This is a genomic window from Methanosphaerula subterraneus (genome assembly GCF_052055875.1).
In the GTDB taxonomy this organism is placed as follows: Archaea; Halobacteriota; Methanomicrobia; order Methanomicrobiales; family Methanospirillaceae; genus Methanosphaerula; species Methanosphaerula subterraneus.
On record NZ_CP170508.1, the window covers coordinates 1,707,976 to 1,721,258 of the forward strand.

Annotated in this window: 10 protein-coding genes and 1 tRNA gene; 8 read left to right on the plus strand and 3 right to left on the minus strand. The window is 54.3% G+C overall.

Annotated elements, in window-relative coordinates:
* Positions 1-228 precede the first annotated feature (228 nt).
* From ACFKSJ_RS08290 to ACFKSJ_RS08300, 3 genes are all read left to right on the plus strand, one after another.
* Positions 229-1,302, plus strand: coding sequence for an AI-2E family transporter (locus tag ACFKSJ_RS08290; protein ID WP_440949330.1), 1,074 nt, complete (start codon positions 229-231; stop codon positions 1,300-1,302).
* Between the two features lie 182 nt (positions 1,303-1,484).
* Positions 1,485-1,555, plus strand: a tRNA-Cys gene (locus tag ACFKSJ_RS08295).
* 194 nt (positions 1,556-1,749) lie between these two features.
* Positions 1,750-2,067 carry a hypothetical protein gene (locus ACFKSJ_RS08300; protein ID WP_440949331.1) on the plus strand — a complete coding sequence of 106 codons (318 nt, stop codon included), beginning with the start codon at positions 1,750-1,752 and terminating at the stop codon, positions 2,065-2,067.
* A 172-nt stretch (positions 2,068-2,239) separates the two neighbouring features.
* Here ACFKSJ_RS08300 and fdhD read toward each other — a convergent pair whose 3' ends face one another.
* A complete protein-coding gene (gene fdhD, locus ACFKSJ_RS08305) occupies positions 2,240-3,037 on the minus strand; it encodes a formate dehydrogenase accessory sulfurtransferase FdhD (RefSeq protein ID WP_440949332.1) in 798 nt (265 codons plus the stop codon).
* Between the two features lie 440 nt (positions 3,038-3,477).
* Here fdhD and ACFKSJ_RS08310 point away from each other — a divergent pair, with 440 nt between their 5' ends.
* The 4 genes from ACFKSJ_RS08310 to ACFKSJ_RS08325 all read left to right on the plus strand — a co-directional run bounded on the left by ACFKSJ_RS08310 (position 3,478) and on the right by ACFKSJ_RS08325 (position 7,902).
* Positions 3,478-3,879: a pyridoxamine 5'-phosphate oxidase family protein gene (locus ACFKSJ_RS08310; protein ID WP_440949333.1), complete on the plus strand. Its 402-nt coding sequence runs from the start codon at positions 3,478-3,480 to the stop codon at positions 3,877-3,879.
* A gap of 282 nt (positions 3,880-4,161) precedes the next feature.
* Positions 4,162-6,747, plus strand: coding sequence for a magnesium-translocating P-type ATPase (gene mgtA / locus ACFKSJ_RS08315; protein ID WP_440949334.1), 2,586 nt, complete (start codon positions 4,162-4,164; stop codon positions 6,745-6,747).
* A gap of 76 nt (positions 6,748-6,823) precedes the next feature.
* Entirely contained in the window at positions 6,824-7,477 is a 654-nt protein-coding gene (locus ACFKSJ_RS08320) for a hypothetical protein (RefSeq protein ID WP_440949335.1), read from the plus strand.
* A gap of 215 nt (positions 7,478-7,692) precedes the next feature.
* Entirely contained in the window at positions 7,693-7,902 is a 210-nt protein-coding gene (locus ACFKSJ_RS08325; protein ID WP_440949336.1) for a hypothetical protein, read from the plus strand.
* Between the two features lie 218 nt (positions 7,903-8,120).
* Here ACFKSJ_RS08325 and ACFKSJ_RS08330 read toward each other — a convergent pair whose 3' ends face one another.
* Positions 8,121-10,361 (minus strand): efflux RND transporter permease subunit, encoded by a 2,241-nt coding sequence (locus ACFKSJ_RS08330; RefSeq protein WP_440949337.1) that lies wholly within the window; start codon positions 10,359-10,361, stop codon positions 8,121-8,123.
* 55 nt (positions 10,362-10,416) lie between these two features.
* Positions 10,417-11,724 carry a COG1361 S-layer family protein gene (locus ACFKSJ_RS08335; protein WP_440949338.1) on the minus strand — a complete coding sequence of 436 codons (1,308 nt, stop codon included), beginning with the start codon at positions 11,722-11,724 and terminating at the stop codon, positions 10,417-10,419.
* A 185-nt stretch (positions 11,725-11,909) separates the two neighbouring features.
* Here ACFKSJ_RS08335 and ACFKSJ_RS08340 point away from each other — a divergent pair, with 185 nt between their 5' ends.
* Positions 11,910-13,208: a PAS domain S-box protein gene (locus ACFKSJ_RS08340; protein ID WP_440949339.1), complete on the plus strand. Its 1,299-nt coding sequence runs from the start codon at positions 11,910-11,912 to the stop codon at positions 13,206-13,208.
* Positions 13,209-13,283 lie beyond the last annotated feature (75 nt).

The following is a 13,283-nucleotide window of genomic DNA, read 5'->3' on the forward strand; positions in this document are numbered from 1 at the left end:
TTTTTACTGGCCGCCATCTGGATGCACCTGAACAGGCCATGTCTGATAATCGCTGCCACACCGGTGATCCGACCCCGAGATCTTCATTCCCTGATGAAGGCGACCTGGTGAAAAACAGTCTCCACCTCTCTGTGCGACCGGTTGATATGGCAACTCCTTCCGGCTCTTTTTGAAGAACACCATCCTTACCCACAAATTTTTATGATCCACCATCGGTAATAGACTCACATGGAGATTTCTCTGATCACTGAAGATCAGAAACTATTGCTTCTCATAGGGGCGATCTTCATCGCGATTATCATCGCATTATGGCCGCTCATGACCGTGTTCGTCTGGTCGGTCGCCCTTGCAGTTGTGCTCATGCCGCTCCACAAAGAGTTTTCACGCAGAGTGAAGCCGTCCCTGTCCGCCATGGTGATTACCTTCGGGGTGCTCCTTGCGATCATGCTGGTGGTGTCGACTGCAACGATCGTGATCTATGCCGATATCGAGTATATCGGAATCATGGCTGCCACGCTGGTCAAGGGCTTCAGCCAGACTGTCTTTGCCACCTTCCTGCCCACGTTCACCACAGAACAGCTCTCCAATATGCCCCACACGCTCATCGAGATGCTGCTCAATACCCTCCTCTCACTCACCGCGAACCCGGGCCTCCTCCTTCTCCAGGTCATCATCCTCTTCCTCTCACTTTCGATGCTGATCTATTATGGTGAAGAGGTCTGGGCTTCGGTGACACAGAACCTCTCCCCCAAACTGTCGGCTGCCGTGGGGAAGATGTCGGAGATCACGGGAAACACAATCTATTCCCTTATTGTGATCCAGATATCGGCAGCTCTCCTCTCATTTCTCCTCGCCATCCCGTTTTTTACCCTGTTGGGCTACGGGCACGAACTCCTGTTTGCCACCATGATCGGTTTTGCGATGCTGATTCCTCTCATCGGCGCCCAGTTGTTTCTGCTCTTTTTTATTCTCTACATGGTCGCCCTGGGAGACATCAAGAGTGCAGTCATCACCATGTTCATCGGATACCCTCTTTTGAGCGGCTGGATTGACCTCTATTACCGCCCGGTGATGATGAGAAGACGGGTGGGGGTCCATCCCGTGTTTATGATCATTGGTATCTTCGCCGGTGTCCCATTCATGGGAGTGATTGGTTTTATCCTCGGTCCGGTGCTCATGGCCCTCGCGGTGACCGGCTATACTATCTATATCAAACAGATGGGCGTGGCGGCGGGAGACCATGCCCCCCCTGATGGGATCTATCCGTTGATCATACAATCCCCTGAAGACGAGGAGAGATGATGCCCGGCGGATAAAGGAGACGTGCTGACATCAGATCACGACAAGCTCCATATCATGGGACTCAGAGGCATGGAGTTCGGTGCGGGGCATAAAGGGATCAGGAAATTTTTGCCAGTAAATTATTCTATAAATATTCCCGGCGACAATGATAGTATGTCAAAGTCACAATTGTGAATGGCCATGCCAGGGTGGCGGAAAGGCTACGCGGCTGATTGCAGATCAGCATATCCCGGTTCGATTCCGGGCCATGGCTCTCTTATGATACCCGACTGATCTTCAGGATCAACGATTCAGTTATTCTTCTGCAACCGGTTCTCCCATTCATCGTCCTGGTGCGATCACGGGTTCTCTTTAAGAAGCGGCAAAAAAAGCCAAAAAATCACGCTCTAAATAATGGGCCACCCCATGCTGTACCATCCATTCACGGTCGTGAATGCGAAATGAAGCATGAAATCGAAACAAAATAAACTCGTTATTTCGGCGATTACCCTCTGGATCCTCACGCTGATCCTCACGGTATCCGTATTCGCTGAAAAAGCACACGAGGGGCACCTACCGGAGAGGAATGACCGGGGTGTAGCGGTATTGATCGCCCTCCTGGGAATCTCCAGCGGGCTCTTCACCCGGATCCGTCCCGCGTCATTACCTGCCAGCAAATATACTGATTGGCACTCAGACAACGAATATCGTATCAAACATTCTTCATCACGGTGTTCCGCAGACCAGATGATGATGGCACCCGGCACCGCCATGCCATGTATGTGATAGAGTACCGAAAGTCCCCGGGGGAATGAATGGGGGAATATATCAGACAGGATGTGAGCCCATCCGGTTCCCGGGTATTTTTTTTAGGATCTTTTTTTCGTATACAGGCAGCTCCCGGTCGGGTCGTTCCAGGCGAGGGCAGGGCCGGCGCCTCTGGCGCATATCGGACCGGTCACTCTGATGAGAACCTGATGCGATGGGCCCCGGTATAGAGGGTCATCCTGGGGGGTCGGACAAAACCGGCGAGCGTCATGTTGGCCTTCGCTGCAAACTCAATGCCGCCGGCAAATGCGGCATTGTTGCTGACCATCACCGGGATGCCCGCCCGGTAGGCCTTCGCGACCATGTCGACCGGGAGCCGGCCTGAGCAGACGAGGTAGCAGCGGCAAAGGTCAATCCCCTGCAAAAGGGCGATGCCGACGGCCTTGTCCACCGTCGTATGCCGTCCCATATCCTCAACACCGCAGACCACCTCCCCGTTCTCCCGGATGATCAGGCTGCAGTGCATCCCCCCAGTCCGCTTCCAGATGACCGAATAGTCGTTGACCCGGCCCATGGAGTCGAGAATCGTATCCGCCTTCAGGAGGAGACCATTGGGAAGCGGAGCGACCTCACCGGCCGGGAGCAGGTCACGGCAGGGTCCCCCTGAACTGTTCTTCGAGAACCGCCCGGTTGAGGTATCTCCAGGGCAGCACAGGGCAGTGACCCTGATCTCAGGCAGGTCGATGCTGATGCCGGTGATCTGCTCCAGAGAACTGATATACCCTTCACAGATCAGATGTCCGGCGGCGAACGCCTCGAGATCTGTCGGCGTGATCGAGAGGTCGCCGATGACGACGTCATTGAGTGAGAGGATGACCCGCGATTCTGTACATACCTCCACGGTCGTCTCACTGACCTGATCGCCGCTGACCCTGATGACCGGAAATTCCCGGGTCACCCCCGGAATATACCCCTGATGATGATTCATAATCACCATACCATTGGATCAGGAGCATAGTAAGGATGATGTCGAGGACCCGGTCTGGATTCCGGCCTCCAGGTTTCGGGGCCAGGTCATCCCATCAACCGGTCGCTGATACCTCATAATGATGGACGTGCCAGGCGAATCCCCTCGGAAGCTCACGCACCGACACCATCCATGCGTTGAATGAGAGATCTGATAAAATTGATATGGTCACCGGGAACGCGATATCACTCATCAGCAGGATTCGGGAAGAGGCAAACCAGTATATAATCACCGAACTGAACGAGCACGGGATTGAGAAACTGGTTCCATCTCACGGGGATATCTCTCATCATCTCTTCATTGAAGAACGATGTACCATTTTTGTGCCATGTTCAGCAACGATCTCCCGGGTAATAGAGCAGAGAGACTGATGGACAGGTAAAAAATTCCGGCGCAGAAGTATGAGAGAGATTGTATCATTATTTCAGGAAAACCCAGTGGTAAACCGTGCCACCGTTGATGATGGAAAGCCACGGGTCAGACCTGTCCAGTTCATGCTGGAAGAAAGCGGGCGGCTGTATTTCTGTACCGCGAACACCAAGAACATGTACCGACAGTTTAAGGATGATCCATCGGTTGAGATCTGTTCGATCTCTAAGGAGTATGCCACGATGCGGATCAGTGGTGACGGTGGATTCAGTGATGACCGATCGATCAAAGAGCGGATCATCGCCGGGAGTGATCTGGTGAAGAGTATCTATCAGAAGGCGGATAATCCAATCTTTGATATTTTTTATATCGAGCACGGAACCGGGAATGTGGTCGACTCACCCGGTCTGCCGGCCCAAGAAAGGGAGTTCTAACCGGCCGGCAGAGACCGACCATTTTTATCTCCCTCTGGAGCGATTCAACCCCCACACTCCTGAGGCCTTCAGCATCTCTGATCTGGGAGTTGATCGGATTGAAGGATGCTTCAATCTCCGCACCGGAGTTTGTGCTTCTTCTCAAAGTTCGTCGCCACTCCCTTTGCGAAACAGAAGAGGAGGAGCTCAGAGTTCTCCGATGTCAGAGCCTCTCAGGGAAAAAACCAAGTAGTACGTGCTCTTTCATATGACCTGACACCGGGGTCCAGAGATGCTTCTCCTATGAGTACTGACTTAAAAAAAGATGCACAATCTGGTACGAACCTCCACACCCTCCCGATCGAAGACCTGTTCCTGGCGCTCAACTCGTCTGCACAGGGACTGACCACAGAAAATGCCGAAGCGCAGAGACTGCAGTATGGACGGAATGATATCTCAAGTAAGAAAAAGGAGTCGGTGATCCTCCAGTTTCTGAAACAGTTCACCAATCCCCTCGTTCTCATCCTGCTCTTTGCCGCTCTCATCTCAATCGCTGTTGGCGAGGTCACCAATGCAGCGATCATCATCAGTATCATTCTGATCAGTGTCATACTCGATTTTTTCCAGAGATACAGGGCTGAAAATGCTGCAGCGTTGCTGACAAAAAAGATCATAGCCCGGGCACGTGTGCAGAGGGATGAAAAGGAGGAGGAGATCCCTATTGTCGACCTGGTCCCAGGGGACCTTATCTCCCTCACAGCAGGGGACATGATCCCTGCTGATGCCCGGTTGCTCACAGCACGGGATTTTTTTGTCAATGAATCGTCACTGACCGGTGAACCGTATCCGGTCTCCAAGAGTGAAACGCTTCTGGACCCCGACAAGCCTCTGGCCCAGGCAGAGAATTATGTATTTCTCGGAACCTCGGTCATCAGCGGAACTGCCCGGGCCATCATAACGAAAACCGGCCTCTTCACCGAATACGGAAAGATAGCGAAGACGCTGGTTGAGCGACCTCCGGAGACCGATTTTGAACACGGCCTCAAACAGTTCAGTTACCTGATGTCAAAATTTGTCTTCAGCCTCGTCATCCTGGTATTCTTCGTCAATGCACTCTATAAGCAGGACATCCTCCAATCACTTCTCTTCTCTGTTGCTCTCGCCGTCGGCATGACCCCCGAACTCCTCCCGATGATCCTGTCCTTGAATATGACAAAAGGAGCCATCGCCATGTCAGCGAAGGGGGCCATCGTCAAGCATCCAGAATCGATCCAGAACTTCGGAAGCATGGATGTACTCTGTACTGATAAGACCGGCACGTTGACAGATAACAGGATCGCCCTCATAAAACATCTGGATCCAGACGGAAATGATAACGAAAAGGTCCTGCTCTTCTCCTATATCAACAGTTACTTCCATACCGGCCTGAAAAATCCCCTTGACGAGGCGATCATTGCATTTCAGCCTGAGGACACAGGAAAGTATCAGAAGATAGATGAAATCCCCTTCGATTTCATCCGCCGGAGAACCTCTGTCGCGGTATCCGGAGCATCAGGTCACCTGCTGATCACAAAGGGGGCACCTGAGGAGACCCTGGCGATATGTACCTCTGTGGAAAGAGATGGTGCTGTCACCCGGTTGACCGATGCAGACCGGGAAGAGATCCTTGGTCTCTATAAGAAACAGAGCAGGGATGGATTCCGGACGCTCGCGGTATGTTACCGTACTCTGACAGGGGATCAGAATCATTATACAACCAGTGATGAGCAGGATATGACCATGGTAGGGCTCGTCACCTTCATCGACCCCCCGAAAGAGAGTGCAAAGGAATCGGTGGCGTTACTCTCCGCATCCGGTGTAGAACTGAAGATCCTCACCGGAGACGACGAACTCGTAACTCGGAAGACCTGTGAACTGATCGGCCTAGCGGTAAGGGGTGTACTCTCGGGTGATCAGATAGAGCATATGGACCAGGAGACCCTCTCGCGAGTAGTGGGGAATATCACGATCTTCTCCAGGATGACACCGGTCCAGAAGAACCGGGTCATGAACTCTCTGAAACGAAACGGCCATGTCGTCGGCTATATGGGTGACGGCATCAACGACGCCCCGTCGATCAGAGAGGCCGATGTCGGGATTTCGGTTGAAAACGCGGTGGATATCGCAAAGGAATCGGCAGACATAATTCTCCTTGAAAATGATCTCCGGATCCTGCACGAAGGAGTGCTTGAAGGGAGGAAGACATTCGGCAATACGATGAAGTATATTCTGATGGGGACAAGTTCGAACTTCGGGAATATGTTCAGTGTAGCCGGGGCATCCTTCTTCCTCGGGTTCCTTCCCATGCTCCCTATTCAGATACTGCTCAATAATCTCCTCTATGATATATCAGAATCATCCATTCCGACCGATAACGTGGATGAATCCTACATCAGCACACCAAAGAAATGGGATATAGAGTTCATTAAAAAGTTTATCTTTGTATTTGGCCCGATCAGTTCGATCTTCGATTTCATCACATTCTTTATTCTGCTCTTCATCTTCAAAGCCGATGCAGCACTCTTTCAGACCGCATGGTTCATCGAATCGATCTGCACCCAGACGCTGATCATCTTTGTGATCAGGACCAGGATCGTTCCCTTCTATAAGAGCAGACCGAGCAAGCTCCTCCTTGCGAGTACCCTGTCCATTGTGGCCATCGCCTGCATAGTGCCCTTCACGATCATAGGCAGTATCTTTGGTTTTGTACACCCTCCTGTTTCATTCTTTGCAGTACTTGCCGGACTTTTACTCGGGTATCTCATCCTCGTTGAGGTGACGAAAAAATGGTTCTACACCAAATATTCCCTCTTTATTGAGAGAAAGAGAGGAATACCCAACTCCCAGTAATAGTATTCAACCATACGATCCGGTATCTTAATCCCATAAGGTATCGTTGAAAGAACAGACCATTGAGGTGGTCTGTATGGCACGAGTACTACAACATCACATGCAGAGTATGACCATTCTGCTGATCCTGATCCTGGCCTGCCTGATGATGGCAGCCGGGTGCACTTCATCGAATCCTCAGACGACGACAACGACATCGGCCACGACCATGGCAGCAGCGCAGTCTTCTGCTGCAGCCGGAACGACGCCAGCAGCTCAGGCGGCAGCACAGAGCGGCACGTCAGGTCAGGCCGTGGACGTCAAGACGCTGAACGCCCTCTTCCCCCCGGCACCTGCCGGCTGGGTGATCGATCAGCAGCCGGTCGGGTCGACCAGGCTGGACCAGGATAACCATGCCTGGACCTCGTCGACGGCGAGTTACACCAGCACCGCAAACAAAGAGACAACTGCCGCGGTTACCTACCAGGACACGGCAGGTAGACCGGTTGGGTTCAAGACCATCTGGAGTAGTTTTAAAGACGCAGAGACCAGCGACGGATATTTCAAGAGTACAACCGTGAAGGGAAATCCGGCATGGGAGACGCACTCCATAGCAGGAAAGACCTTTGGGACCTGGGTCTCTGTGAACGATCGGTTCATGGTGTATGTCAATATCCAGAACGGCACGAAAGCAGACTATGACGCCATCATCAATGCCATCGATTTCACCGGCATTGCAGCCCTGAAGTAAATAAGATTACATAAAATTTTGTTGCTATTCGGGCATATCCCTTTTTTCCCCTATGAACTCATCGCAGCCTCATCGTTATGGGCAAACATGAGGAATCTGAAAGGATGATGAAGATCAAAGGATGATCCTCACCTGGATTGACAGGATACCAGGGATGGAGGGACTGTTACCCAGATTACTTATCCATATAAACCCATTCATGTATGATCGGCTGTATGAAATTAACAGATAGTGAATATCTCAAGGAAATCACCCCTGATATCATCGCCAGGAATTCTGACCCGGAGATGATATCCCGGTTACTGGAGATCATTGAAGATCTGCAGAACGAGGTGAAACGTTTGAAGAGGACGCAGGGTCTTGATCTGGTAAAGGGCAGGAGACAGAAACCTATGAACTACATTCCCGGCAAAGATAAGATCTAAGATCGGATCGATTCTTTTTTACGATCAGAGCGGCAGAGAGCCCACACATTTTGTCGTGGGAGTGATCACGAGATTCAGGTCAGATATACCAGGTGGTCTCTCATAATCTGCACAATTCCCTCAATTCCACGGGACAAAACGCCTATACCGATTTATCGTTAAAAACCTGACAGGTAAAAAAGCCGTTGCCCCTCGGGTGATCAGCAAAGAAAGGGGAGTCAGGCGGCCGACCGGGCCACCCCGGTCCGGTGCCTCTGCACATACCGCTCTACCATATCCATCAGCGCGAGGCCCGCCGGCATCACGACGATCGCACCGATCAGCGAGAAGAGAACCGCCACGATGGTCGAGATCCCGAAGTTGCTGATGATCGGGAAGGCGGAGAGGATCAGCGCAGAGAACCCGAAGAAGGTCGCGAGGCCGGATACGGTGATTGCAGTTCCGATCTTCTGGACACTCTGCTCGATCGCATCATAGACATTCCCGGTCTTCTCCCGTTCCTCGAGGTACCGCTCCATGATCAGGATCGTATACTCTGCGGCGACCCCGATCGTCATCGACCCGAGCACCGCGGTGATCGGGGTGTAGTCAAGACCGAGGATCGTCATCGCCACCGGGTTCCAGCCGACGATGAAGATGATCGGGATCAATGGGGTCGCGGCATCGAGCTTTCGGTAGACCAGCAGCAGGAAGACGAGGATCAGCCCGAACCCAAGCCCGGTCATCCTGTCCTTTCCTGATGCGATATCATTGATCAGCGAGGTGAACATATCGAAGTTTCCGGTCGGTTTCACCTGTATCCCTGCCGGCGGCTGAGAGAACGCGATCTCATCGATGATCTGCTCCTTCAACGAGTTCTTCTCAGGCATTTCCATCCGGACGGTGCTGAAGGTGATCAGGGCCGCACTCGTCCCGTCCAGGTACTGATCTCTAACCGAAGACGGGATCCGGGCCATCACGGCATCCACGCCGGCCCCCGTGGTCGGCAGCACCCCACCATTGTACTGCTTGATGACACTGGCGATGCTGGTGACCCCAAGCATCTCGCTGTGTTTCGCAAGCTCCGAACTCTCAAACTCATCCATCCATTGAAGGACCACAGGGTCGTCGAGGTCGCCGCCTGTCACATAGAGAGGGACCGGATCCGTGGAGCCGATCATCGAGAAGACCTTGTTCAGGCTGAGCCGGGCCGGCATATCCGACGGCACAAAGGTGTTCTGATTGGTATCGATCGGAATACTGCTGTCGAGTTGCACCCCGGCGAAGGCCACCAGGGCTGCAACCAGGATTATCGGCACCGGGTTATGGGCGATCTTCACCGCCGTCGACGCGAGGAACCGGCTGTACCCACCAGGACCAGTAGAGGGCTGGTGAGCCCCTTTCGGTTTGTATCCGGTCAGCAGTGCGATCATCGGGACGCAGATCAGGGACGAAACATAACAGATCATCACTCCGATAATCGAGACGAACCCGAAGTCCCGGACCATTGGGACCGAGGAGATCGAGAGCGCTGCAAACCCGAGCGAGGTCGCGAGCATCGCATAGAGCACGGCAGGACCGGTCTTGGTGATGGTGGTGAACGCTGCCTCTTCACCGGAGGAATGGCCGGCCTCCTCATCAAACCGGGCATGGAACTGGATAGCATAGTCGATCCCGAGCCCGATGATGATGGGGAATGCACCGACCACCGCCAGGTTCAGCTGGAGACCTGCGAGACCCATGATCCCGAAGGTCAGGATCAGCCCGAACGCGACGACCAGCACTGGCAGGAACCTCTGGCTCACGTAGGAGAAGAGGAGCCCGAGCGTCAGGACCATCAAAAGCATCGCGCCACCGATCAGCACTGCGGTCGATTTCCCGATCTCGCTCTGCATCTCCTTATTAAACGCAGCGTTTCCGGTCATCGAGATGGTAACACCTGGTGGGGTATCGATCGATGAGATCACCGACTGAATGTTCCCGAGCACACTGGTGGAGCGGTCACCGGAGAGACCCTGTTGCAGGCTGATCTTCACCATCGTCGTATCCTTCGAAGGGACATACTGGGCGAGGACGCTGGCCGGGACGCCCTGCTCGATGGCGAGGATCTCCCCCTCAGAGGTCGGGAGCCGACCCTGGTTCATCTGGCGCATCAGGTCAGCGACCGAGCTGACCTGCCCGATGTACTGCTGCTGTCGAAGTGCCGTTTCGACCTGGGCCATATACTGGATTATATCCGGGCTGAGCACATCAGAGGACTCGACCAGCAGCACCACTGCATTGGAGTCGAAGGTCTGGGTATAGGTATCGAAGAGGATCCCATCCTCGGTCGACTTGTCCATATACGTGTCAGACCCGGTGTTCATCGTGATCATCGTCGTCCCATAGAGCGCGATCAGCAGCAGGCAGAGGTAGCCCACCGCTACTGCACCCGGGTGTCCGGAGATCAGACGACCGATCGGTTCAAACACTGAACGCATGGAAAACATCACCTCTGGAGATCAGACCGAGAGGAGTGGTTCTGGGGACAGCGGCTCATGCCGACCCCTTCTTCCTGGTGTAGAGATAGTAACCGGCACCGATGATGATGGCCGCTATCACAGCGAGGATGATCGGGTTGCCGAGGATCGCGTTGACCCCCGTCTGCTCCACGACATTCACGGGCACCTTCATGGTGTCGGATATCTGGGAGTTGTCGAGTGCATCGCGGTACCGGATCTCGGAATCGAGGCCGTACTGCTTGATGGTGGCTTCCTTGGTGGCCGAGATCTCGAAGTGAGCGATGGCTGATTCGCCCGGTTTCAGGTCGCCGAGGTAGGCCGTATCATCGTTGGAGGTGAACGGGTCGACCGCCGAGAGGCGGGCCTGGGCGCTGTAGACGGTGGTCGCACCGATGTTGGTGTACTGGACGTCGAGGACCTTCTTCTGGCCCGGGGTGATCACGGGTGCCTCGGAGCTGACCTTGAAGTCGATCTTTCCACCGATCGGGACACCGATCGTCTGGAGCCTGGAGGTCCGGTTGATTCCGTCCTGATCCTCGTAGGCGACGATCACGTCGACCGGGTAGGTCTGGGCTGCGGCCTGCGTGGAGACGGCGACCCGGTACTTGCAGTTCACGACGGCGTTCTTCCCAAAGTCACCGATGTAGACCGAGGAGTCGGTCGGGGTGATCGGGCTTGCACCGTTTCTGATGATCTTCACGACGGCATTCCTGGCGTTTACATTCCCGGTGTTCTGCAGCGTCAGGTTCAGGTAGCCTTCCGTCCCGACATTCAGCTGCTCTGCCGAGATGTTCTGGACAGCGACAACCACTTCGGACCGGATCGTGACCGTCAGGGGGATGACCAGATTCTTGGTCACGTAGTTATAGTTCACCGAGTCGGTCCCGACCTGCTCTGCAGACTCGAGATAGGTGTACTTCACCGAGACCGGCAGGGAGTAGGTGCCTGACGGGGCATCGGCCTCGATCTTCACATTGAACTTGGCCTGTCCAGAGGCACCCCCGAGGATGTCGCCGATCATCTGCGGGTCGGACTGGATCGTGACCGGTGCGTCATCTGCACCGAGGCCGACCGTCACCGTCTTCGCGGTGTTCGGCAGGTCGGTCCGATCGACCAGACCGGTCTGGGAGAACTTGCTGTCGATCAGACCACTGTTTTCGATCGTCACCTGTAACGGCACGGTCTGGCCTGAGATCAGTTCGTTGGTACCGGTGACCGCGGCTGAGAGCGATGGGCCTCCGGAGAGATACTTGGTACCGGCCATGGCTGGGGAGACCAGCACGCAGGCGACGATCAGCAGCAGAGTGAGAACCCTGACTGCACCCGATGAATATCTGTTCATTACCATAATGTTCATTCCATCTGATCAGATCAGCGCTGCTGAAGAGATCGCTGGCATACAAATTAGAAGCAGTCATATTTAAAGAGAGAGGTTATAGGTTACACATAAATGATTCAGTTAATGGTTTCATACGTATATGACATATTTCATATATATTTAAATTTTCAGACTCCAATTGAATATGGATGAAACCACCTTCAGAGGAACTGCGACGGATCAGGGAGATCCTGAAGCAGATACCGCAGGGGATGAGCGTGACCGAGATTGCACGCGCCCTCGGGAAGAACAAACACTCTGTCGGGAGGTACCTGGACATTCTGCGGGTCTCCGGCTACGTAGAGATGAGGAACTACGGGATGGCCAAGGTCTTCACCCTCTCCCAGCGGATACCGCTCAGCGCCCTCCTCTCCTTCCCCTCAGAGATGATCATGGTCCTCGACCTGGAGCACCGGATCGCGCATATCAATGACCAGTTCCTGCAGTTCCTGGGGATGGAGCGTGAAGAGGCGGTTGGACGGCAGTTGGAGTACCTGCCGGTCCCGGACCCGATGATCCATGATCTCGTCCTGCGGCTGCTCGCTGCGCTGAACGGGGAGGAGGTCGCAGAAGAACTCGAGATCCAGACTGAGCCGGCCAGGACCTTCAGACAGAAGGCCGTACCGACGGTCTTTGACAACGGGACGCAGGGGATGACGGTGATCCTCGAGGAGATCACCGCCCAGAAGCAGGCGGAGCAGGCACTGAAGGAGAGCGAAGCGCTCTTCCGGGGGATGGCAGAGAACATTCAGGATGGGCTGGTCATCAGCAGGGATAAGGAGATGGTCTATGTCAACGAGCGGGCCGCTGCGATCCTCGGCTATCCGCGTGACGAGATCTTTGCGATGACCCCGCTCGATGTGACCGCCCCTGAGGAGCAGGAGCGGGTCAGGGCTCTGGTCGACGAATACACCATATCAGGTGGAGTACCCAGGGAGTTACGGTTCTGGATCGTTCAGAAGAGCGGCAAACGGCGGTACCTCTCGGCCCGTCTCTCCTCGATCGATCACGAGGGGAGTCATATCGCCTACATCGTGCTGACCGATATGACCGAATGGAAGGAGGCCGAGGAGACGCTGAAGCGGCAGTACCTGTTCGTCCACCACTTCATCGATGCCTTCCCCCGTCCGATCTACTGCCTGGACCCGGGCCGGCGGTTCCTCGAATGCAACCAGGCCTTCGAGGAGATGGTCGGGCGATCCCGGGCCGCGATAATCGGGGCCAGGACAGTTGATGTCTTCCCTGCAGAAGACCGGGCGGTGTACGAGCAGGGGGACGACCTTCTCTTTTTAGAGCCGTCCACCTGCACCTACGAGGCCACTCTGCAGTTCGCCGACGGATCCATACGGCAGGTGACGATCGAGAAGGCCACGCTCAGGTCTCCCGAGGAAGGAGCCCCCTTGACCCTGATCGGGAACCTGCTCGAGCGCGGCCGGCAGCGACCCTGAGTCCAGCCCCCAACACCTCTTCTTTTTTTCCCTACACAAATACAATCATCAAAGCATTTTTATGTCTATGAAATT